This window comes from Leisingera sp. ANG-M1 (assembly GCF_000813745.1).
In the GTDB taxonomy this organism is placed as follows: Bacteria; Pseudomonadota; Alphaproteobacteria; order Rhodobacterales; family Rhodobacteraceae; genus Leisingera.
Genome location: NZ_JWLC01000006.1, coordinates 116,763 through 139,061, shown reverse-complemented (window position 1 = coordinate 139,061; position 22,299 = coordinate 116,763). Strand labels below are relative to the sequence as shown.

Genomic DNA, 22,299 nt, shown 5'->3' with positions numbered 1-22,299 from the left:
CGGCTCAGCCTGCCTGGCTCTGATTAGGGGCCTGGCGCTCGGCGCGCAGGTTGCGGGCCAGGAGGTCCATCGCGGCCATCCGCACGGCGACGCCCATCTCGACCTGTTCCTGGATAACCGAGCGGTTGATGTCGTCCGCCAGCGTCCCGTCGATCTCAACCCCGCGGTTCATCGGGCCGGGATGCATAACAATGGCGTCGGGTTTGGCCTGCGCCAGCTTGTCGGCATCCAGCCCGTAACGGTGGTAGTATTCGCGCTCCGAGGGGATGAAGCCGCCGTCCATACGCTCCTTCTGCAGCCGCAGCATCATCACCACGTCCACGTCCTTGAGGCCTTCGCGCATGTCGTCATAGATCTCGGCGCCGAACTCGGCGAACTGGCCGGGCACCAGGGTCGGCGGGCCGATCAGGCGGATGCGGTTTTCCATCTTGCCGAGCAGGATCAGGTTCGACCGTGCGACGCGGGAATGGGCAATATCGCCGCAGATGGCGATGTTCAAGCGGTGCAGCCGGCCTTTGGAACGGCGGATGGTGAGGGCATCGAGCAGCGCCTGGGTCGGATGCTCATGCTTGCCGTCGCCGGCGTTCAGCACTGCGCAGTTCACCTTCTGTGCCAGCAGGTCCACGGCGCCGGAATGCGGGTGGCGCACGACCAAGAGGTCCGGGTGCATTGCGTTCAGCGTCATGGCGGTGTCGATCAGGGTCTCGCCCTTTTTGATCGAGGAGGCCTGCATCGCCATGTTCATCACATCGGCGCCCAGCCGCTTGCCCGCCAGTTCGAACGAGGCCTGTGTGCGGGTGGAGTTCTCGAAGAACATGTTGATCTGGGTAAGCCCCGCCAGCACGTCCGAATGCTTCTCGGGGCGGCGGTTCAGCGCCACATAATCGTCGGCCAGATCGAGGATCGCGGTGATTTCATGCGGCTTCAGCGTCTCGATGCCGAGCAGGTGGCGGTGTTCGAAGGACATATGGGGCAGCTCCGCGTGATTTGCGGGCTCTTATAGGCGGGGCGCGCAGGGCGGGCAACGGCCGGCTGCGCCGCAAGCCGGGGAATTTGAGTATTTGCAGCAAGATGAAAGGGGAGGTGTTCCGCTTGTCCAGCAGGCGGGGTAGCTTGGGCGCATGGAATCGGCATTGGATTATTGGAGCGCCAAAGCGCTGTTGGAGTGGCAGGCGGAGCTGGGTGCCACCGAGGCGCTGTGCGACCAGCCGGTCGACCGCTACGGGCTGGAGCAGGCGGCGCCGAAGCCGAAACCGGGCGCCGCCCCTGCACCGCCGCCCAAGCCCAAGGAAGCGGACCCTGTTGATGTGGCCAAGAAAGCCGCCAGGGGGGCAGCCTCCCTGCCGGCCTTGCGCGAGGCGATGGAAGGGTTCAGCCATTGCGATCTGAAGCGCGGCGCGCGTAATCTGGTGTTCTCGGACGGGCAGCCGGGCGCCCGGGTGATGATCATCGGCGAGGCGCCGGGCCGCGATGAGGACCTGCAGGGCAAGCCGTTTGTCGGCCGCGCCGGGCAGCTGCTGGACAAGATGCTGGAGGCGATCGGGCTCAGCCGGGCGGAGAGCGTCTATCTCACCAATGTTCTGCCCTGGCGGCCGCCGCAGAACCGTGATCCGCTGCCGGCGGAGATCGCCATGCTGACGCCCTTCCTGGAACAGCACGTGGCGCTGGCAGAACCGGATATCCTGGTGCTGATGGGCAACATCAGCTGCCAGGCGGTGCTGGGCAAGCGCGGCGTCACAAGGCTGCGCGGCCAATGGGACCAGGCCTGGGGCAAGCCGGTTATGCCGATGTTCCACCCGGCCTACCTGTTGCGCCAGCCGCATCAGAAGCGGATGGCCTGGGCGGACTTGCTGGAGCTGAAGGCGCGGCTGGGCGCCCTGTCCTGAGGAGGCCTGTGTGAAAATCCTCGCCTTTTCCGATCTGCATCTTTCCAGTGCCCATGCGGCAGAGATCGTTGCGGCCAGCGCTGAGGCCGATCTGGTGATCGGTGCGGGTGATTTTTGCAATATGCGGCGTGGCCTGGACCGTGCGGCCGCGATGCTGGCAGGGCTGCAAGCGCCGATGGCGGCGGTGCCCGGCAACGGCGAGAGCGCGGATGAGCTGCGTGCCGCCGGGTTTCCCAATACAACTGTGCTGCATGGGGATGGCGCCGAATTCGAAGGGCTGCGCCTCTTCGGTCTTGGGTACGGCGTGCCGCAAACCCCCTTTGGCAGCTGGTCCTGCGATCTGAGTGAGGCGCAGGCAGAAAGAATGCTCGCGGCCTGCAACGACGCCGACATCCTGATTTCCCATTCGCCGCCCAAGGGGCTGGGGGATGTGACTTCGGGCGGCGTGTCCGTAGGCTCAACCGCGGTCTTGGCAACGGCGGAGCGGATCCAGCCACAGCTTCTGTTGTGCGGTCATGTGCATGATTGCTGGGGCTTTCGCGGCAGCATAGGACAAACGCAAGTGGCCAATCTTGGCCCGACGGTGAGCTGGTTTGAGGTGAATCCATGATCGACGCGGTAACACTGCTGGCCTTCATTCCGGCGGCGCTGGCACTGAACCTGACTCCGGGAGCGGACATGATGTTCTGTCTTGGCCAGGGGCTGCGTTCAGGGCGCGGGGCCGCAGTGGCGGCCAGCGCCGGGATCTCAGCGGGCAGCATGGTGCATGTGGCGCTGGCGGGGCTGGGGCTGGGTGCGGTGGTTTCGGCCGTGCCTGCGCTGTTTGACGTGATCCGCTGGATCGGCGTTGCCTACCTGCTCTATCTCGCCTGGGGCGCCCTGCGCGGCGGGCTGGCATCGGATGACCTGCCTGAACGGCGCGGGGCCAGCGCGTTCCGCAGCGGGCTGCTCGTGAACCTCGCCAATCCCAAGGTGATCCTGTTTGTGCTGGCCTTTGTGCCGCAGTTTGTGAAGCCGGAGGCCGGGCCGGTTCTGGCCCAGTTTCTGGTTTTCGGGCTGATCCTGGCGGTGGGTGGCTTTTTCATCAACGGGCTGGTGGGCGTCTTCGCCGGCCAGGCCGGGCAGCGGCTGACCGGCTCGCCGGTGTTTGCGCGCTGGCTGGGCCGGGTCTCGGCCGGAATTTTCGCAGGGCTGGCCGTGCGGCTGGCAGTCATGGAGAGGGCCTGATGTCCCGGATCGACGAAAGCATGGAATTTATCCCCGTCCGCATTGCGGTGCTGACCGTGTCGGACAGCCGCAAGATGGAGGACGACCGCTCGGGCCAAGTGCTGGTCGACCGATTGCGGGAGGCGGGCCATACCCTGGCCGACCGAAAGATCATTCCGGATGAGCGGGCCGAAATCGCGGCACAGCTGCGGGCCTGGGTTGCCGACTCCAAGGTGGATGTGGTGATTTCCACCGGTGGCACCGGGCTGACCGGGCGGGATGTGACGGTGGAGGCGCACCGCGACGTTTATGAAAAGGAGATCGAGGCCTTCGGCACCGTCTTCACTATCGTCTCGATGCAAAAGATCGGCACCAGTGCGGTGCAGTCGCGGGCAACCGGCGGGGTTGCGGGCGGCACCTATTTGTTTGCGCTGCCCGGCAGCCCCGGTGCTTGCAAGGACGGCTGGGATGAAATCCTGTCAAAACAGCTTGATTACCGGCACCGCCCCTGCAATTTCGTGGAAATCATGCCCAGATTGGAGGAGCATCTGCGACGGAAGTAACCTTCCGCAGCGTGCAACCTCGAAAACCCGCGCGGAAAATCGTATATTTCCAAGCGGGCACAAGGCACTTGCGCTTTGGCAGGCCATCAGCGGCCCCGGCAGCATCCGCCACCGGAAGGGAGAGACATGCGCTTTTTGCGTCAGAGTATGATCGGGCTGTTTCTTGCGGCGGTGACCGCGGGGTTGCTGCTCTATGCCGGGCAGCTGGTGTTTGGCGCAATCGAAGCGCAGCTCAATGCCGAACGCAAGGCACCGCCGGTGCGCGAACGGGTGTTTGCTGTCAATGTGGTGGTGGCCGAGCTGCAGACAGTGGCACCGGAACTAACCGCATTTGGCCGGGTCGAAAGCCGCCGCACGCTGGAGCTGCGCACCGCCATTGGCGGCCGCGTGGTGCAGCTGTCCGAGGATTTCGAGGAAGGCGGCGCGGTGCGCGCGGGCGAAGTGCTGGTGCAAATCGACCCGGCGGATGCCCAGGCGGCGCTGGACCGGGCCGAGGCCGACATGATGGATGCCCGCGCCGAGGAGCGCGATGCGGGCCGGGCACTGATCCTGGCGCAGGATGAACTGCAGGCAACCCAGGATCAGGCCCAGTTGCGCGAACGCGCTTTCCAGCGCCAAGTGGATCTTCAAGAACGCGGGGTCGGCACCGCAGCCGCCGTGGAAACCGCAGAACTGGCTGCGGTGCAGGGGCGCCAGACAGTGATCTCGCGCCGCCAGGCCGTCAGTCAGGCCGAGGCGCGCGCTGATCAGTCCGCCACACGGGTGGCGCGGGCGCAGATTGCCTTGGACGAGGCGCGCCGCGACTTGGATGACACCACCATCAAGGCAGGCTTTGACGGCACCCTGCAAGCGGTGACGCTGGTGCAGGGGCGGCTGGTCTCGGCCAATGAGAAACTGGCGGATCTGGTGGATCCGCAGTTGCTGGAGGCCGCCTTCCGGGTCTCGACTGCGCAATACGCCCGTCTACTGGATGGCGAAGGCCGCCTGTTGCGGGCGCCGGTCCGGGTGAACCTGGACGCCGCCGGGGCGGGGCTCAGCGCTGCCGGGCAGATTTCACGCGCCAGCGGCGCGGCGGGCGATGGCCAGACCGGACGGCTGGTCTACGCAAGGCTGGAGACAGCGCCGGGGTTCGAGCCCGGCGATTTCGTCACGGTCAAAGTGACCGAGCCGGAAGTGGCCGCCGTGGCCCGGGTGCCGGCTTCGGCACTGGGCGCGGACGGCTCGGTGCTGGTGCTGGGCGCGGAAGACCGGCTGGAGGCGCTGACCGTCGAGCTGGTGCGGCGCCAGGGCGATGAGGTTCTGATCCGCGGCGCCGGGCTGGAGGGCCGCGAAGTGGTCACCGGCCGCACGCCGCTTTTGGGCGCGGGCATCAAGGTGCGGCCGCTGCGCCGGGGCGCCGAAGTGCAGGCGCTGCCGGAGCTGATCGAACTGAGCGACGAACGCCGCGCCCAGCTGATGGCCCTGGTCGAGGGCAACAGCCGGATGCCGTCGGAGATGAAGGCAAAAATGCTGCAGCAGCTGGCAGAGGCCAAGGTGCCGGCGCAGCTGGTCTCCCGGATTGAAACCCGGATGGGAGGCTGAGGCCCATGGTGCGCAGGCTCCCACGGCCGGCCCGCGGGCTGTTCAGCTATTTCACCCGCCACCGCACCGCTGCAAACCTGCTCTTGGTGATCATGCTGGTGCTGGGCGCGGCGGCGATGCCCAACATGCGGGCGCAGTTCTTCCCGGATGTGATTGTCGAGCGCGTCACCGTCACCGTCGAATGGGAGGGGGCAGGCCCCGAAGATGTGGACAGCGCCATCGTGCAGGTGCTGGAGCCCGCACTGCTGGCGGTGGACGGGGTGGAGGAGACCAGCTCGAATTCCCGTGAAGGGCGGGCGACGCTGACAATGGAGTTCGAGCCCGGCTCGGACATGGGGCAGGCCACCGACGATGTGCAGGCCGCGGTGGACGGCATTACCACCCTGCCTGAAGAGGCGGAGGAGCCCGAGGTGCGCCGCGGCGCCTGGCGCGACCGGGTGACCGATGTGGTGATCACCGGCCCGGTGGCGCCCGCGCAGCTGGGTCTTTTTGCTGACGAACTGGTCGCCCGGCTGTTCGAAGCCGGGGTCACCCGCACCACCATCCGCGGCGTGGCAGCGCCGGAGACTATTGTCGAGGTGCCCACCGCCCAGCTGATCACCCATGGCATCACCATGCGCGAGATCGCCGAGGCCATCGCCGCCGAGGTTGACGCCGACCCGGCCGGCGATGTGACCGGTGCCAATGCCCGGGTCCGCACCGGCCGCGAAAAGCGCAAGCCGGATGAGCTGGAGGCCATCGTCCTGCGCACCAATGCCGACGGCTCGGTGCTGACCATTGCCGATGTGGCCCGGATCCGGGTTGAGGGCGTCGACCGCAACCGCTCGTATTTTGTCGATGACAACCCGGCGATGTCGATCCGGGTCGACCGGTCGGACCAGGGCAATGCCATCCGCTTGCAGGGGCAGGTGCAAGAGGTGGTCGAAGAGATGCAGTCGAGCCTGCCGCAAGGGGTGACGGCGCAGCTGATCCGCACCCGCGCCGAGCGCATCACCGACCGTTTGGATATCCTGATCGACAACGGCTTGATGGGTCTGGGCCTGGTGCTGTGCCTGTTGTTTCTGTTCCTCAATACCCGCATCGCTTTCTGGGTGGCGATGGGCATCCCCGCCTCGATGTTTGCAGCCGTGGCGCTGATGTATGCGGCCGGGATTACCCTCAATATGGTGAGCCTGTTCGGCCTGATCATCACCCTCGGCATTGTGGTGGATGACGCCATCGTGGTGGGCGAGCACGCCGATTTCCGGGCGCGCAGGCTGGGCGAAAACCCGGTGCAGGCGGCGGAGAACGCCGCCCGGCGCATGGCGATGCCGGTCTTTGCCGCCACCATCACCACGATTATTGCCTTCTTTGGCCTGGTGCTGGTGGGCGGCCGCTTTGGCGAGCTGATACGAGACATACCCTTTACCGTGATTGCGGTGCTGGCGGCCTCGCTGGTGGAGTGCTTCCTGATCCTGCCCAACCACCTGGCCCATGCGCTGACCCATGCCCAGGCGCGGCATTGGTACGACTGGCCGAACCGGATGGTGAACCGCGGCTTCCGCTGGCTGCGCGACCATGCCTTCCGCCCCTTGATGGGCCTCATTGTAACTGCCCGCTATGCAGTGCTTGCGGGTGCCTTGGTGATCCTGGCCAGCCAGGCGGCGCTGTTTATCAACGGCGACGTCAAATGGCGCTTCTTCAACGCGCCGGAGCGCGGCTCGGTCACCGGCAACTTTGCCATGGCCGAAGGCGCCACCCGCGCTGACACCCTGGCGATGATGCGGGAAATGCAGCGCGCTACCGAAGCTCTGGGCGCGGAATACGCCAGCCGGTATGGCGACAACCCGCTGGCCTTTGTGATGGCCGAGGTGGGCGGGAATGCCGGCCGCGGCCTGAGCGGCGTGGATGCCAAGGACACCGATCTCCTGGGCGGCATCTCGATTGAGCTGATCGACGCCGATCTGCGCCCTTATTCCAGCTTTGCCTTTGTCGCCGAGCTGCAGGAAACAGTCGCGCGCCATCCGATGGTCGAGACGATCTCCTTCCGCAGCTGGCGCTCGGGGCCGGGCGGCGACGCGCTGGATGTGCAGTTCTCGGGTCCCAGCGTGCAGGTGCTGAAAGATGCCTCCGAAGACCTGAAAACCGCCTTGCTGCGTTTCCCTGAGGTCTCTGCAGTCGAGGACAATCTGGCCTATGACAAGGAGGAGGTGATCCTGGACCTCACCCCGCAGGGCCAGGCGCTGAACTTCACCATCGGCAGCCTTGGCCAGGCGCTCCGGGCGCGGCTCAACGGGATCGAGGCCGCCACCTACCCGGACGGGCCGCGCAGCGCCACGATCCGGGTGGAGCTGCCCGAAGGCGAATTGACCGCTGATTTCCTGGAGCGCACCCTGATGCGGGCGCCCAGCGGCATCTACGTGCCGCTGGCCGATATCGTCTCGGTCACCCAGCGCACAGGCTTCTCCACCGTGCGCCGCGAAAACGGCATCCGCGTGATCAGCGTGACCGGCGACATCTCCGAAGACGATCCGGCCCGCGCCGAGGCGGTGATGCAGGCGCTGCAGGAGGAGATCCTGCCCAAGATCGCCAGCGAACGGCAGGTGGAATGGCGCCTGTCCGGCCTGGCCGAGCAGGAGCAGACCTTCCTGCAGGAGGCAGGCACCGGGCTGATCCTGTGCCTGACTGGCATCTACCTTGTGCTGTCCTGGATCTTTGCCAGCTGGACCCGGCCGCTGGTGGTGATGGCGATCATCCCCTTTGGCCTCGTCGGCACCATCTGGGGCCATTATATGTGGGAGGTGCCGCTGTCGATGTTCACCGTGGTCGGCCTGCTGGGGATGACCGGGATCATCATCAACGATTCCATCGTGCTGGTGACCACGATTGACCAGTATGCCGAAGACCGCGGGCTGATCCCCTCGATCATAGACGCAGCGGCCGACCGGCTGCGGCCTGTGATGCTGACCACGATGACCACGGTGCTGGGGCTGGCGCCCTTGCTGTTTGAACGCTCGCAGCAGGCGCAGTTCCTGAAACCCACGGTGATCACCCTGGTCTATGGCCTGGGCTTTGGCATGTTCCTGGTACTTCTGGTGGTGCCTGCGCTTGTGGCGATGCAGCGGGACCTGTCGCGCCCGATGACATCCTTGCGCCGGGCGGTGCGGCGCGGAGCGGGCGGGTTGCGCTGGCTGGTGCTGGGTGCAGGGATAATGCAGCTGGGCTGGCTGGTGCTGACGCTGGGCTGGGCGATGGCCACAGGCGCCCTGCATCCGTTGCTGGGGATGCTGCCGGCGCTGGCAGCGATGGAGCCGGTGCGGGCAGGGCTGCTGGCCTGTATCGGCGGCGCCCTGGTGCTGGCACTGCTGGCCTATTTGGCAGGGGGCGTGGCTTACCGGTTCAGTTCACGCCAGCGGGCCTGAGCCAGCCGTGCAACCTCCGCGACCTGGTCCAGCAATTGCAGGCCGCGGGTTTCAATTTCGGAAATCGCGATCCATTCGGCTTGTTCCGCATCATCATCCGGAACCGGTGCGCCGCTGATGTGTTCGCAAAGAACCACAGTTAGCAGGTACTGGCGTTTCACTTGGCCAGAGACGTCCCGCGAGATCACATCCACGTTGGTGAGATACTCCAGCGGCCTGGCAGCGACGCCGGTTTCCTCCAGCAGCTCACGGGCCGCAGCTTGCAAAGCAGTCTCGCCCATTTCCACATGGCCGCCGGGAAAGCCCCACCAGCCTGCATTGGGCTCCTTGCCGCGCTGCACCAGGATCACCTGATCCTGGCCGCCATGATGGCGGCAGACCACGGCAATCGTTCCCAGCACCGGGCGCGGCGGAACGTCTGTCATGCTCATCCGGCGCTGCAGCCCTGGATGTCGACTGCGTGGTTTTTGCCTAGCACCGTGATCCGCAGCTGCGAACGATCAATGGCGTAGGCATTGCTGTCTGCGGGCAGGAATTCGGTCTCGGCCACCAGCAGCCCGCCCTCACGCCGGGTGCTGGTTTCACCGGCAAAAAGATTCGGCGTGCCGGGTTCGATCACCGCCACTTCCTCGCCGCCGGCAGAGGGCATCGAGATACGGGCGGTGACTTTCATGCCGTATTCCGTGGGCCGCAGGCTGCAGGATGCTTTGCGCACGCCGGCCTCCCTGGCCGACCAGGGGCGGCTGGCCAATGCTGCGGCAATCGCCGGGTTGCGGCTTGCACTGCTGTCCAGCTGATGATCAAAGTTCAGCTCGGCAGGCACACAGACGTCTTTGCAAACTCCCAGTTGCATCCGCCCCTTCAGGCGCACCGGCTTGCCTGGCTTTTCCGGAGTGATCTCCACCGGCAGCACCAGCTGATCGTGATAACCGATGGTGCGGTAGCCGGAGGTCAGGAACACTTCCGGCGATGGCCAGGTGATCGACAATTCACCGACATTGCGGGCGCCGCGCCAGGAAAAGCTCGGCGGGATGCCGGCATCGCCCGGCGCGCGCCAATAGGTTTTCCAGCCCGGCTGCAGCGTGACCTTCAGCGCCCCCAGGTAGGTGCCGCGCTTGGTCATGCCGCCGTCCAGCACTTGGATCTGCGCAATCTCGCCATCCACAGCGCCGGAAAGCGCGGGCGAGCCTGCGGCGCCAGCAAGCAAGACTGCGGCTGCTGCCGCTGCGGTGTTCAACCTCTGTTTCATGCCTTGATACATGCGCCGCAAAACCGGTTTTGCCAAGTCACGTTCCGGTCATTGTCCGGGAAACCGCCGCTCATCATCCTGAGTTTGCGGCAATTTTGCCGAAGGCTTTACCGGCCGCGCCTTTTGCGCCCCTTGCGTGAGGCCCGGCAGGGCGTCATGGTGGGGGGAGGCAGCAGAAAGACGGAATTACATGGATCTGACTGGCAAGCTCTTGATTGCAATGCCCGGAATTGGCGACCCTAGGTTTGAGCACTCGGTGGTTTTCCTGTGCTCGCACGGGGAAGAAGGCGCGATGGGGCTGATCGTCAACAAGCCCGCCGACGGGGTGGTGCTGGGCGATCTGCTGGAGCAGCTGGACATGGGCGGCGAGGGCAGCGCCGCGGCCGCGCTGCCGGTGCGCTTTGGCGGGCCGGTTGAGACCCAGCGCGGATTTGTGCTGCACACGCCGGACTACGAATCGGACGTAAGTTCGCTGAAAGTGCCGGGCGGGTTCTCGATGACCGCGACGCTGGATATTCTTGAGGACATCGCCGAGGGTCAGGGACCCGAGGACCTGCTGGTGCTTCTGGGCTATGCCGGTTGGGGGCCGGGCCAGCTGGAATCAGAGATCGCGATGAATGGCTGGCTGACAGCGGATGCCAGTCCGGAGCTGGTGTTCGGTTTGGCCGATGACAGCAAATGGGGCGCGGCGCTGAACACGCTTGGCGTCGATCCGCTGACGCTTTCGGCCAGCGCGGGCCACGCCTGAACGGCGCTCCCTGGAGGTTGTTGCGCCCGGGACAGAGGCGGGCTCCCGCCCTTTGTTCCAATCATCAAAGATGACCGGAAAAAGGTTGGGCGTGGCGCCGCGCAAGCGCGGCGCGGGCCGCTCTGAAATCAGATTGAATTATGCTCCTGCCGCTGAAGCGGCCCCGTTACCATGCCCTGATCTTCTTTCTGGTTCCAAATACCCCCTGCCGGAGGCACGCCGCGCGTGCGCGGCGCTATACCCAACGCTTTGGCACCCATCTTTGATGGGGGCAAAGGGGCGGGAGCGCTCCCGTTGCAGTTCCGGGCGGTTTATTCCCGCGGTGCCGCAGCGCGGCAGAGGCGGTCGTTGATGGCTTCTCCCAGCCCATGCTGCGGGACCGGGGCAACTGCGATGGGGCGGCCCAATGCATCCAGCTGGTGGAGGTGGCCGAAAAGATTGGCGGCGGCCTCGGCCAGGTCACCGCGTTCCGAGAGGTTCAGGTCGCAAGCGCCAGGGCCGAAGCCGAGGTACAGTTCACCGGCTGCTGCAGACTCCGCATTCAGCCGCACCGGCGCGCCCGGCGCATAATGCGACAATAATTGCCCCGGCGCAGTCAGTGGATCGTGCACGTCGCGCATAGCCAGTTTCCGTCCCAGAACCGTTTCCACCTCTTCTGCCGCCAGCCCTCCGGGGCGCAGCAGCATTGGCTCCGGGCCGGCCAGGCCGATGATGGTCGACTCCAGCCCGACACCGCAGGCACCGTCATCGAGAATGACTGCGATGCGGCCATCGAGGCCAGCCTTCACATGCGCCGCCGTGGTGGGGCTGATCCTGCCGGAAGGGTTGGCGGAAGGTGCGGCAACCGGGCCGTCCAGCGCCTGCAGCAGTGCCTGGCCTGCTGGATGCGCAGGCACCCGAACGCCCAGCGTCTGCAGGCCAGCCGTCACCAGCGGCGAGATACCGTGCCCCTCGCGCAGCGGCAGGACCAAGGTCATCGGACCGGGCCAGAACGCCTGCGCCAGTTGCTCCGCAACATCGTTCCACTGCACATAGCGTTGCGCTGCCTCGGCAGAATGCACATGCGCAATCAGCGGGTTGAACGAAGGCCGCCCCTTGGCCTCATAGATCGCCGCAACCGCTTCGCCCTGGCGGGCATCAGCACCCAGGCCATAGACGGTTTCGGTCGGGAAGGAGACCAGTTTGCCTTCCCGCAGCAACAGGGCCGCGCGGGCAATTCCCGCTTCCGTTGCGGCAAGAATTTCGGTGCGGTTCTGGGGCATTCCGGGTGACGCGGCGTTTTGGTTGATTGCAATGGGCGCCCGATTAGGTAATCGGTCAAGCCACTGACCATAATAGGCCCGTGCCGGGAAGCCAAGACTGCCCGCGCCAGGACGCCCCTTAAAGACCGCCAGAGGACGCCCATGACCTTCCGTGCCCCCGTTTCCGAGTATGAGTTTCTGATGAACCATGTGATTGGCTATGAGGCCATACCGGAGACGGAGCGCTTTGCCGAGGCCTCAACCGACATGGTCAGCGCGATCCTCAATGAGGCGGGCAAGCTGTGCGATGAGGTGATGGCGCCCTTGCAGCGCAACGGCGATCTGCACCCGGCGCATCTTGAAAACGGCGTGCTGCGGACCTCGCCCGGATTTGCCGAGGGCTACCAGGCCATTTCCGAGGGCGGCTGGGTGGGCATCAGCGCGTCGGAAGAACATGGCGGTATGGGGCTGCCGCAAACTGTTGCCACTGCGGTCTACGAGATGATGGCCGGCGCCTGCCTGTCGCTGCAATTGGCGCCGCTGCTGAGCCAGGGCCAGATCGAAGCGCTGGAGCATCATGCCTCGGACGCACTCAAGGCGCTTTACCTGCCGAAGCTGATTTCCGGCGAGTGGTCCGGCACCATGAACCTGACCGAGCCGCAGGCAGGCTCGGATGTGGGTGCTCTGAATTCCAAGGCGGTGCCCAATGGCGATGGCACCTACGCGGTTTCGGGGCAGAAGATCTTTATCTCCTGGGGCGACAATGATTTCTGCGGCAATGTCTGCCATCTGGTGCTGGCGCGGCTGCCGGACGGGGTGCCGGGCACCAAGGGGATCTCGCTGTTCCTGGTGCCGAAATACCTGCCGGATGCGGACGGAAACCCGGGCAAGGCAAATGATCTGAAGGTGGTGAGCCTGGAGCACAAGATGGGCCTGCACGGCTCGCCCACCTGCGTGATGCAGTTCGATGGCGCCACCGGCTGGCTTGTGGGCCCCGAGCACGGCGGCATGGCCGCCATGTTCACTATGATGAACAACGCCCGCCTCGGTGTCGGCGGCGAGGGCGTCGGTGTGGCCGAGGGCGCCTATCAGCACGCCCTGGCCTATGCGCTGGAGCGCAAGCAGGGGCGTACCGCCAGCGGTTTTATCGCCGACCACGCCGACGTGCGCCGGATGCTGATGGAGATGAAGGCGGATATCTTTGCCTCCCGTGCGATCCTGTTGTCCTGCGCCCGCGCCATCGACATGCAGACCGCAACCGGCGACGCCGAATGCGCCGCCCGCGCGGCCTTCCTGACACCGATTGCCAAGGCCTTTGGCACCGACACCGGCATCCGCGTGTCAGAGACCGGGGTGCAGGTGCATGGCGGCATGGGCTTCATCGAGGAATCCGGCGCTGCGCAGTACTATCGCGACGTGCGCGTCACCGCGATCTACGAGGGCACCAACGGCATTCAGTCTATGGACCTGGTGGCACGCAAGATGATGGACGGCGGCGACATGGCGTTCTCCCTGATCGACGAGATCGAGGAGCAAGCCGAGCGCGCCCGTTCCAGCCATCCCAATATGGCCGAAACCGTCTGGCAGGCCTGCGAATCCCTGCGCGAAGCCACCGAATGGCTGGTGGCGCAGGAAGACCTGCAGGACCGCTTTGCCGGCTCGGTTCCCTACCTGCGCGCCTTTGCCCGGGTGCTGGGCGGCCACTATCATCTGGCCGCAGCCATGGCGGATCAGGGCGGCCCGCGTGAAAAGCTGGCCCGTTTCTACATCACCCGGATGCTGCCGGAACATGCCGCCCTGCTGGCCCACGCCCAGGCAGGTGCGGCCGGCACCTTTGCCCTCAGCCTCGACGAACTGGCGGGGTGAAGCGATGACCAGTGTCCCCGAAGTCAGCTTGCGCACCCCTTGGGAAGAGCCGCCCGCGCAAGGCGAAGCCATCGAGGTGGCCGAAGGCGTCCTCTGGATGCGCCAGCCGCTGCCGATGAAGCTCGACCACGTCAACATCTACGCACTGGATGACGGCGACGGCTGGACGGTGATCGACACAGGTTTCAACACCCGCAAGAGCCGGGCGATCTGGGAAAGCTTGATGGCAGGTCCCTTGAAGGGCAAGCCGGTCAAACGCGTTGTCGGCACTCATCACCACCCGGACCACATTGGCCTGGCGGGCTGGTTTCAGTCCGAACACGGCGCCGAGCTGGTCACTACCCGCACCGCCTGGCTGTTTGCCCGGATGCTGACGCTGGACGTGCAGGAAACCTGGCCCGAGGAAACGCTGGCCTATTACCGCAGCGCAGGCATGGACAAGGCGTTTTACGAAAAACGCGCCGCCGACCGGCCCTTCAACTTTGCCGACACCGTGCACCCGATGCCGCTGGGCTTTACCCGCATCAAGCAAAATGATGTGATCCGCATGGGCGGGCGCGACTGGGACGTCCACATCGGCAACGGCCACGCGCCCGAGCATGCCACCTTCTGGAGCCGCGACGACCATCTGGTGATCACCGGCGATCAGATCCTGTCCTCGATCAGCCCCAACATCGGCGTTTACGCGACTGAGCCGATGGCGGATCCCTTAGGCGAATGGCTGGAGGCCTGCGAGCGGCTCTCAACTCTGGCGCGGCCCGACCACCTCGCGCTTGGCGGCCACAAGCTGCCGTTCTCCCGCCTGCCGCTCAGGATGCGGCAGCTGATCGACAACCACCACGGCGCGCTGGAGCGGCTGATGGATCATCTGTCTGAGCCGAAAACCGCAGCGGATTGCTTTGCCCCCCTGTTCAAGCGCACAATCGGGGAAGGGGAGTACGGGCTTGCACTGGTCGAATCCGTGGCCCATGTAAATCATCTGTACCACACCGGCCAGGTGGACCGCTGGAAACGCGAAGACGGCGCCTGGCTTTATCAGCGCAAGGGGTAATGCACCCCGGACTAAAGGGGGAAGCATGGACAACGAGATTTCAACCAGCGCGGAGGCGGCGGAAGCAGCAATCCTGCCGTGTGTGCATGAGGTCCACGCCGATCCCGAGGCCTGCGCCGGGCTCACTAAGGTGCCGGAAAAACTGCAGCGGCAGGACGCCGCCAAAAGCCCGGCGCGCTGGGCCTATGAGCGGCTGATCCTTTACATCCAGAACTTCGAACAGCAGCTCGACGGCGAGCACGAAGTGGCGATGGGTTTCACCGGCGGCGACGCCGGGGTGCTGCGGATCGAGGGGATGGGGTATTACGATCCGGATATCCTCACCTTCTACGGCAGCGAGGGCAACGGCTCCAAGACCCAGCTGGTGCAGCACGTAAGCCAGCTGAGCGTGATGCTGCGGGCCGTGCCCAAAGCGCGCCAGGAAGAGCCGGCCAACCGCATTGGCTTCCGCCTGGCCTCGGACCTGGAGCAGGAGTGACGCCGGACGATTCGGGCCGGCGCCCGTAAAATCTGCCGTTCCGGCCGGGAAAGGCGGGAACGGCAGGCAATTTTTACCTCTATGCGCTTTATTGACGTGGTGACAGTGCAGGGCAAATCCGGTAATCACCGGAAAAATGCACGTGAATTCGAGGGAACACGCACATGGCTGAACATCAGCACGGCACCATGGACATCACCGTTCAGGAAAAGGTCTATGCAGGCTTTCTGACCTTCATCACCCGCTCCTGCATTGCGCTGGTCTTCTTTGCGCTCTTCCTGGCGGTTTTCGCCTCCTGATCTTCCGCCTGAACTTTCGGGAAACATGATGATGCGCAACCTGCTGTGCCTTGGCGCGGTGATGCTCGCCCTGGCGGGTTGCGCAGCGCCTCAGCAGCCCAATGCGGATGCTGACACTCTGGCACGGGTGGCCTACCGCCAGCCCGGCCCCGCCACGCTTACCCTTTACACCATGATCAACAACCGCAGCGGACGCGGCGGCCACGCCTCGCTGATGGTGAACGCTTCGGAACGGGTGATCTTCGACCCGGCGGGCTCGTTCTATGCCTCGGTTGTGCCCGAGCGCAACGATGTGCTCTACGGCATCACGCCTGCGGTTGAGAAAGCCTATCGCGGAGCGCATGCGCGCAGCACCTTCCACGTGATCGTGCAGCAGGTCGAGGTGACGCCGGAGCAGGCTGAAAAAGCCTATCAGCTGGTGGTAAACAACGGCCGGGTGCCCGGTGCGTTCTGCGCCCAGGCGACCACCGGCATTCTGCAGCAGATCCCGGGCTTTGAGAACATCGACCGCACCTTCTACCCGGAAAAGTTGGCGGAACAGTTCGGCCAGCTGCCCGGTGTGGTGACCGACCGCTATTACGAGAACGACAGCGCCGACCTGCAGGACGGGCTGGCCCGCAGCGATGCGGCCCTGAGCGCTGCCGAAGAGTAACCCCTGTTAAAAGCAGCCCGGTGGCGCCGGGCCGTCGCCTGCCCGGCGCGGGCCATGCTGCGCATGGCCAAGTGATTTGCTGAGAAGGCCTTGAGGGGCAGGTCTGCCCTCAAGGCCGTAGCCCATTGTACCGCACTCCCTGCCGCCTCAAGGGCAAGCCGCGCCTTCAGGCGCGGACGCTAGCGCGTCCCTTGACCCGGCAGCGAGCGCTTAGGCCGCGAGGTACAAGAGCAGCAGCGAGGCGCCGCCGGCGGCGAGGCCGTAGAGCACGTTCTTGGTGAGGTAACCGACAGCAAAGGTTGCAGCCGCAGCGGCGAAGTGGATCAGGCTGGGACTGCCATCGGTGGGCGCAGGCCAGACCACCAGCGGCGCCACCAGCGCCGGGATGATCGCGACCGCGGTATAGCGCAGGTGCCGCATCAGCCAGGGCGCGATGGGCTTGCCGCCCATGAAGCCGATGAAGGCAAAGCGCAGGGCGTAGCTGCCAAGGGCAAGGCCCAGGATCACGGTCCACAGGATTGGGGTTGGGATGCTGCTCATTTCGCGGCCTCCGTCTTGGCCCTTTGCCGTTCCAGCCACAGCTCGGCCTGGGCGCCGGCCATCATGCCGGCAATGCCTGCCACGATCAGGCCGAGATTGTAGGGCAGCATTGAAGCGGGCAGCGAGGTTGCCACCGCCACAAAACAGGCGGCGATATGGGCAGGCGTGCGCAGCATCGGGCCTATCATGGCCAGAAACGCCAAAGGCAGCACAAAATCCACGCCCCAGCTTTCAGGGATTCGGGTGCCGACCAGCGCGCCCAGGGCGGTCGCAATCACCCAGGCAGGCGCCACGATGCCATTGGTGCCAAAGAAATAGGCCATCCGGTGGGCCGCCGGCATCTTGGGCTCATTCTCGAACTGCACGATCGACAGCGCATAGGACTGGTCCACCATGAAATAGGCGGCAATCGCCCGCTGCCACATCGGCGCATCGCCCAGATAGGGCGTCAGCGAGGCGGAATACATCGCCATCCGCAGGTTCACCGCCAGCGCCGAGATCAGGATGATGATCAGCGGCGCGTTCTCCTGCATCAGCTGCAGCGCGGTGAACTGGGCGGCGCCGGCAAAGACCGCCAACGAGAAGGCAAAAGCCTCGGGCACGATCAGCCCGGCTTCGGCCGCCAGCACCCCGAACAGGAAGCCAAAGGGCGAGGCCATGAAAATGAACGGCGCGCTGTCGCGGAAGCCCTTCCAAAAGGCCGATTTGGTGGTGGTGATTGCCATGCGGGCACCCTAGATTGTGTTTGAACCGGCCTACGCCTGAAACTGGAGGTTTGCAATTGGCCCGAACGGATGACAGCAAAAGTGACGGGGCGAAATATCTGATCGCCCCCGGCGTGTCCGACCCGCGGCTGACCCGCGCCGTCACCGGTGTCGACCAGAACGGCGCGGCCAGCGAGATCGCGGTGGTCGAAGAACGCCCGCTGACCATCTTCCTGAACAGCCAGGAAATTGTCACCGCGATGACCATCGGCGACTACCCGGAATACCTGGCGCTTGGGTTTCTGCGCAACCAGGGCATGCTGCGGGACGAGGATGAGGTGACCCGCGTCGACTATGACGAGGACCTGGAAACCGTGGTGGTGCGCACTGCGGTGGAAACCAGCCACGAAGAGAAGCTGAAGAAGAAAACCCGCACCTCAGGCTGTGCCGTGGGCACCGTCTTTGGCGACATGATGGAGGGGCTGGAGGACGTGCGCCTGCCCGCAGTGGAGGTGAAAACCTCCTGGCTTTACGCGCTGGCGCATAAAATCAACCGCACGCCGTCGCTCTACCTTGAGGCCGGCGCCATCCACGGCACCGTGCTCTGCCATCAGGACCGCCCGCTGGTCTATATGGAGGACGTCGGCCGCCACAACGCGGTGGATAAGATCGCCGGCTGGATGCTGTCAGAGCAGGCAGAGGCCGCGGACAAGATCCTGTATACCACCGGTCGCCTGACCTCGGAGATGGTGATCAAGACTGCGATGATGGGCATCCCGGTGCTGGCCTCGCGCTCCGGCTTCACTGCCTGGGGCGTCGAGATCGCCCGCGAGGTTGGCCTCACCCTCATCGGCCGCATGCGCGGCCAGCGGTTCATCTGCCTCGCGGGCGAGGAACGGCTGGTGCGGGACATGGATCCGAAAGACGCGCCGGTTGAGGAAAAGAAGCACAGTCGGAAGAGTGCGGGATGAGCAATTTGAATTATGAGTTTGATTACAAGCCAACGCTCAAGGAGCTGAAGTCTGGCGGCAGGTTAGTCTTCAAGAATTTGTACAGCGGTCCTTGGCAGTTGGCGGTTGCAGTCAAAAGCCTGTTCTTCGGTTTGACTGGACTTGTTGTTGGACTGATTGTCGCGATGAACACCTTTAAGCGGTTGAATGTTGCCATATCTGATGCTCCGCTTGCCTATTATGGTTTGGTGTTGATCGTGGGACTTGCTGTGTTGCTTACCCTGGCGGCGCTTTCCTACCGGCCAGTGAAGGTCTTTCATAAGAAGCTGCAGGATTCCAATCTCAAGGCGAAGGTGTCGGCTGAAGGGATCGAGCTGCATTCACCGGAATGGAAATATTTTTCGAGCTGGGCCAAACTCGATGCCCCTCGGGAAAAAGGTGAAATGTTAGTCTTCGGTTTTGCCCACCTTGGATTTGTTTTTTCGGATCGAATGTTTGAACCGATTGGCGAACCAGCGGTAGTCCGAGCACAAATCATTGATTGGTACCGCCAGCAAGAGGACAAGAGAACACAATGACCCAGCCCCTCGGCGTAATCCTCGCAGGCGGCCTTGCCACTCGGATGGGCGGCGGCGACAAGGGGCGGCTGCAGATAGGCGGCCAGAGCCTGCTGTCCCGTGTCGTGGACCGGCTGTCGCCACAGGTCGCAGGGCTTGCGCTCAACGCCAATGGAGACCCGGAGCGGTTCGCTGATCTGGGCCTGCCGGTCATTGCCGACTCAATCGAAGGCTTTGCAGGCCCGCTGGCAGGGGTTCTGGCAGGCCTCGACTGGGCGGCAGAGCTGGGCGCGGAAACCATCGTCACCGCCGCCGCCGACACCCCCTTCTTCCCGCAGGATCTGGCGGCCCGGCTGACGGCCGCAGCGGGTGGCATGGATCATCCGATGGTGCTGGCCACCACCCCGCGCACCGGTGACGAAGCGCTGAAATCCGGCGGCGGCAAGCGCATCAACCGGCACCCGGCCTTTGGCCTCTGGCCCGTTGCTCTGCGCGATGACCTGCGTACAGCGCTGGAGGACGGCTTGCGCAAGGTGGTGCTCTGGACCGACCAGCACGGCGGCCGCGAGGCGCTGTTCGAGGCAGAGCCGTTCGACCCCTTCTTCAACATCAACACGCCGGATGATCTGGCCAAGGCCGAGGCGCTGCTCAAATGAAGATCTACGGCGTCACCGGCTGGAAGAACAATGGCAAGACCGGGCTGATGGAGCGGCTGGTGGCCGAGTTCTGCGCCCGCGGGCTGACGGTCTCGACCCTGAAACACGCGCACCACGCAACGGACGTCGACCAGCCCGGCACCGACAGCTACCGCCACCGCCAGGCCGGCGCCTCCGAGGTGGTGCTGGCCTCCCCCAACCGCGTCGCCATTATGCAAGAGCTGCGCGGAGCAGGGGAGCCCTCCTTCACCGAGCTGCTCTCGCGCCTGCGCCCGGTGGATTTGGTGCTGGTCGAGGGCTTCAAACGCGAAGTCCACCCCAAGATCGAAGCCTACAGAACCGCCGCAGGCCAGCCGCTGATCGCGCCGGAGGATCCCTCCATCCGCGCCGTCGCCAGCGATGTGCCTTTGCATCTGGACCGCCCGGTGTTTGACCTCAATGACACAAAGGCAATTGCGGATTTCATCCAGGCGGAACTGGGCCTGTGACCCGCTTTGACTCCGTGCTGGCCGTCGACTGGTCCGCCGCCAAGCGCAAACCGCAGCGGCCAAGCAAGGACGCAATCTGGCTGGGCCTAGCCCGGAACGGATGCGCGGAACAGCAAATCTATTGCCGCAGCCGCCAGGAAGCGGAAGCCTGGATCGATGGTTTCCTTGCGGCTGAACAGGCCGCAGGCCGGCGGGTGCTGGCGGTGTTTGATTTCCCTTTCGGCTATCCGCGCGGGTTTGCCCGCCGCGTGACTGGCTCGGACGATCCCTTTGCGCTTTGGCAATGGCTGGAAGAGCGCATTGAAGACACTGAGGACGGCAGCAACAACCGGTTTGAGATCGCCTCCGAAATGAACCGCCTGTTTGCCGGTCCTGGCCCGTTCTGGGGCAAGCCGGATGAGCAGAACTGGCCGGACATCCCTTACCGCAAAACCGGGGTCACCTATGACGCGGTGAGCGAGCGGCGCTGTGCGGATCTTGCGGCCAAGGCGGCGTCTTCCTGTTTTCAATTGTTTTTCAACCCGACGGTCGGCAGCCAGGTCCTGATGGGGCTTCCTGTGCTGCAGCGGTTGCGGCTCCGGCACCAGGCCGCGGTCTGGCCGTTCCAGAAGGTTGCGGCTGCGCAAATAGTGTTTGCAGAAGTCTGGCCAGGATTGATTGAGTCGGCGGTAAAGGCCGCCATGGCTGTCGCAGGCCCGGAGGAAATCCGTGACCGGGTGCAAATGCGGCTGCTGTCGCAGGCGCTCAGCCGCTTGCCGGCGGTGGAACTGGCCGCAATGCTGGATGCAGCACCGGAAGACGCGCAAGAGGAGGCTTGGATATTGGGCACCGGATATGAAGACCGTTTGAACGCGCTGGCTTCTGATGAAGGCGGCCGGCTGGCGCCGCCGCCGCTCAGCAACGATTGCTTTGCCTTGCCGGTCGGAGTGGACTGGACCCCGGTGGATGACGCGCTGGCGCTGCTGCGGGACAGGCTTGGCCCTGTCACCGGTGCTCACACCGTGCCGCTGGCAGAGGCGCTTGGCCGGGTACTGGCAGAGGATGCCGTAGCCAAGCGTTCCAATCCGCCGCTGCCGAATACGGCGGTGGACGGCTATGGCTTTGCCGGCGGCAAGCCGGAGGGCTCCCATGTGCTGCCGCTGGTGGAGGGCCGGGCGGCAGCCGGTGTGCCCTTTGACGGGGGCGTGCCTGGGGGCAGCGCCATCCGTGTTCTGACCGGAGCGGCGCTGCCGGACGGCGTCGATACGGTGATCCTGGAAGAGGATGTGAACACCGATGCCGCCCAAATCGCGTTCAATGGCCCGCTGAAACAGGGGGCGAACACCCGCGAGGCTGGCGAGGACGTTGCGGCTGAGGACGTTATCCTGGCTGCCGGCCGGGTGGTTACACCAGCTGATCTGGCGCTGGCCTCCGCGGTGGGACTAGCAGAGCTGACCGTCCGCCTGCCGCTGCGGGTCGGGGTGCTGTCCACCGGGGATGAGCTGGTGGAGGCGGGGGAACCTGCGGGCAAGGGGCAGATTTTTGACGCCAACCGCCCGATGCTGCTGGCGCTGATCCGCCAGTTGGGGTTTGTGCCTGTAGATCTGGGCAAGGCCGCGGATGACCGAAGCGCTTTGCGGGCCCGGCTGGATGCGGCAGCGGCGGAAACGGATGTGATCCTGACCTCAGGCGGTGCATCGGCTGGCGATGAAGATCACATGTCGGCACTCTTGCGCGAAGCGGGCGCAATGCAGGAATGGCGCATTGCCCTGAAGCCCGGCCGCCCGCTGGCGCTGGGGATGTGGCAGGGCGCCCCGGTTTTCGGGCTGCCGGGCAACCCGGTGGCGGCGCTGGTCTGCACACTGATCTTTGCACGCCCGGCGATGGGGCTGATGGCAGGCGCAGGCTGGCAGCAGCCGCAGGGATTTGACGTGCCCGCCGCCTTCGAGAAGCGCAAAAAACCGGGCCGCCGCGAATACCTGCGTGCCCGGGTGCGGGACGGCAAGGCGGAGGTCTTCAAATCCGAAGGCTCCGGCCGCATCAGCGGTCTCAGCTGGGCCGAAGGCCTGGTGGAGCTTGGCGACGGCGCCGCTCATGTCAAACCCGGCGATCCGGTGCGCTTTATCCCTTACGGCAGTTTCGCCATGTAAACAAAGCGCTCCCGCCCGCGGCCTGGCGCATCAAAGATGCTTGCCCGCCGTTGG

At 65.0% G+C, this 22,299-nt stretch carries 23 protein-coding genes; 17 read left to right on the top strand and 6 right to left on the bottom strand.

Features of this window, described 5'->3' with window-relative positions; genetic code table 11:
- Positions 1-4: 4 nt before the first annotated feature.
- Entirely contained in the window at positions 5-967 is a 963-nt protein-coding gene (locus RA19_RS04430; protein WP_039159924.1) for an aspartate carbamoyltransferase catalytic subunit, read from the bottom strand.
- A 154-nt stretch (positions 968-1,121) separates the two neighbouring features.
- Between RA19_RS04430 and RA19_RS04425 the strand changes: the two genes are divergently transcribed.
- From RA19_RS04425 to RA19_RS04400, 6 genes are all read left to right on the top strand, one after another.
- Positions 1,122-1,886, top strand: a complete 765-nt coding sequence (locus tag RA19_RS04425; protein ID WP_039159922.1) for a uracil-DNA glycosylase — start codon at positions 1,122-1,124, stop codon at positions 1,884-1,886.
- Between the two features lie 10 nt (positions 1,887-1,896).
- Entirely contained in the window at positions 1,897-2,496 is a 600-nt protein-coding gene (locus RA19_RS04420) for a metallophosphoesterase family protein (RefSeq protein WP_039159919.1), read from the top strand.
- The gene (locus tag RA19_RS04415) at positions 2,493-3,113 is read left to right on the top strand and encodes a LysE family translocator (RefSeq protein ID WP_039159917.1); all 621 of its coding nucleotides are present in this window, start codon (positions 2,493-2,495) and stop codon (positions 3,111-3,113) included. The genes RA19_RS04420 and RA19_RS04415 overlap by 4 nt, the downstream gene beginning before the upstream one ends.
- Complete coding sequence (gene moaB, locus RA19_RS04410; RefSeq protein ID WP_039159915.1) at positions 3,113-3,655, top strand: molybdenum cofactor biosynthesis protein B; 543 nt, start codon at positions 3,113-3,115, stop codon at positions 3,653-3,655. Before RA19_RS04415 ends, moaB begins: the two co-directional genes overlap by 1 nt.
- Before the next feature lie 126 nt (positions 3,656-3,781).
- On the top strand, positions 3,782-5,236 hold the full coding sequence (locus tag RA19_RS04405) for an efflux RND transporter periplasmic adaptor subunit (protein WP_039159913.1): 1,455 nt from the start codon (positions 3,782-3,784) through the stop codon (positions 5,234-5,236).
- A gap of 5 nt (positions 5,237-5,241) precedes the next feature.
- Positions 5,242-8,637 (top strand): efflux RND transporter permease subunit, encoded by a 3,396-nt coding sequence (locus RA19_RS04400; protein WP_039159911.1) that lies wholly within the window; start codon positions 5,242-5,244, stop codon positions 8,635-8,637.
- On the opposite strand, the gene RA19_RS04395 is transcribed toward RA19_RS04400, so the two are convergent.
- Positions 8,607-9,068, bottom strand: coding sequence for an NUDIX hydrolase (locus RA19_RS04395; RefSeq protein ID WP_039159909.1), 462 nt, complete (start codon positions 9,066-9,068; stop codon positions 8,607-8,609). The genes RA19_RS04400 and RA19_RS04395 overlap by 31 nt on opposite strands.
- Positions 9,065-9,886 carry a protein-disulfide reductase DsbD domain-containing protein gene (locus RA19_RS04390; protein WP_039160250.1) on the bottom strand — a complete coding sequence of 274 codons (822 nt, stop codon included), beginning with the start codon at positions 9,884-9,886 and terminating at the stop codon, positions 9,065-9,067. Before RA19_RS04390 ends, RA19_RS04395 begins: the two co-directional genes overlap by 4 nt.
- Before the next feature lie 190 nt (positions 9,887-10,076).
- Here RA19_RS04390 and RA19_RS04385 point away from each other — a divergent pair, with 190 nt between their 5' ends.
- The gene (locus tag RA19_RS04385) at positions 10,077-10,634 is read left to right on the top strand and encodes a YqgE/AlgH family protein (RefSeq protein WP_039159907.1); all 558 of its coding nucleotides are present in this window, start codon (positions 10,077-10,079) and stop codon (positions 10,632-10,634) included.
- Positions 10,635-10,945: 311 nt separating this feature from the next.
- Here the strand turns inward: RA19_RS04385 and RA19_RS04380 are convergent, their stop codons facing one another.
- A complete protein-coding gene (locus tag RA19_RS04380; RefSeq protein ID WP_039159905.1) occupies positions 10,946-11,896 on the bottom strand; it encodes an L-threonylcarbamoyladenylate synthase in 951 nt (316 codons plus the stop codon).
- 141 nt (positions 11,897-12,037) lie between these two features.
- Between RA19_RS04380 and RA19_RS04375 the strand changes: the two genes are divergently transcribed.
- The 5 genes from RA19_RS04375 (at position 12,038) to RA19_RS04355 (ending at position 16,221) form a co-directional block, all read left to right on the top strand.
- The gene (locus tag RA19_RS04375; protein ID WP_039159904.1) at positions 12,038-13,741 is read left to right on the top strand and encodes an acyl-CoA dehydrogenase; all 1,704 of its coding nucleotides are present in this window, start codon (positions 12,038-12,040) and stop codon (positions 13,739-13,741) included.
- A 4-nt stretch (positions 13,742-13,745) separates the two neighbouring features.
- Complete coding sequence (locus RA19_RS04370; RefSeq protein WP_039159903.1) at positions 13,746-14,792, top strand: MBL fold metallo-hydrolase; 1,047 nt, start codon at positions 13,746-13,748, stop codon at positions 14,790-14,792.
- A gap of 25 nt (positions 14,793-14,817) precedes the next feature.
- Positions 14,818-15,270 (top strand): DUF6173 family protein, encoded by a 453-nt coding sequence (locus RA19_RS04365; RefSeq protein ID WP_039159902.1) that lies wholly within the window; start codon positions 14,818-14,820, stop codon positions 15,268-15,270.
- Between the two features lie 164 nt (positions 15,271-15,434).
- On the top strand, positions 15,435-15,569 hold the full coding sequence (locus RA19_RS04360) for an aa3-type cytochrome c oxidase subunit IV (RefSeq protein WP_039159901.1): 135 nt from the start codon (positions 15,435-15,437) through the stop codon (positions 15,567-15,569).
- 31 nt (positions 15,570-15,600) lie between these two features.
- Entirely contained in the window at positions 15,601-16,221 is a 621-nt protein-coding gene (locus RA19_RS04355; RefSeq protein ID WP_039160247.1) for a hypothetical protein, read from the top strand.
- 210 nt (positions 16,222-16,431) lie between these two features.
- On the opposite strand, the gene RA19_RS04350 is transcribed toward RA19_RS04355, so the two are convergent.
- Both RA19_RS04350 and RA19_RS04345 read right to left on the bottom strand, forming a co-directional pair.
- Entirely contained in the window at positions 16,432-16,761 is a 330-nt protein-coding gene (locus tag RA19_RS04350; RefSeq protein WP_039159898.1) for an AzlD domain-containing protein, read from the bottom strand.
- Positions 16,758-17,486, bottom strand: a complete 729-nt coding sequence (locus RA19_RS04345) for an AzlC family ABC transporter permease (protein WP_039159897.1) — start codon at positions 17,484-17,486, stop codon at positions 16,758-16,760. The genes RA19_RS04350 and RA19_RS04345 overlap by 4 nt, the downstream gene beginning before the upstream one ends.
- A gap of 56 nt (positions 17,487-17,542) precedes the next feature.
- Here RA19_RS04345 and fdhD point away from each other — a divergent pair, with 56 nt between their 5' ends.
- Genes fdhD through RA19_RS04320 form a run of 5 tightly spaced genes read left to right on the top strand, consistent with a single transcriptional unit; the run spans position 17,543 to position 22,245 of the window.
- On the top strand, positions 17,543-18,436 hold the full coding sequence (gene fdhD / locus RA19_RS04340) for a formate dehydrogenase accessory sulfurtransferase FdhD (RefSeq protein WP_039159894.1): 894 nt from the start codon (positions 17,543-17,545) through the stop codon (positions 18,434-18,436).
- Entirely contained in the window at positions 18,433-18,993 is a 561-nt protein-coding gene (locus RA19_RS04335) for a hypothetical protein (RefSeq protein ID WP_039159892.1), read from the top strand. Before fdhD ends, RA19_RS04335 begins: the two co-directional genes overlap by 4 nt.
- Positions 18,990-19,628 (top strand): molybdenum cofactor guanylyltransferase MobA, encoded by a 639-nt coding sequence (mobA, locus tag RA19_RS04330; RefSeq protein ID WP_039159890.1) that lies wholly within the window; start codon positions 18,990-18,992, stop codon positions 19,626-19,628. The genes RA19_RS04335 and mobA overlap by 4 nt, the downstream gene beginning before the upstream one ends.
- Positions 19,625-20,116, top strand: a complete 492-nt coding sequence (mobB, locus tag RA19_RS04325; RefSeq protein WP_039159887.1) for a molybdopterin-guanine dinucleotide biosynthesis protein B — start codon at positions 19,625-19,627, stop codon at positions 20,114-20,116. Before mobA ends, mobB begins: the two co-directional genes overlap by 4 nt.
- On the top strand, positions 20,113-22,245 hold the full coding sequence (locus RA19_RS04320; RefSeq protein WP_039159885.1) for a molybdopterin-binding protein: 2,133 nt from the start codon (positions 20,113-20,115) through the stop codon (positions 22,243-22,245). The genes mobB and RA19_RS04320 overlap by 4 nt, the downstream gene beginning before the upstream one ends.
- The last annotated feature ends 54 nt before the right edge of the window (positions 22,246-22,299 follow it).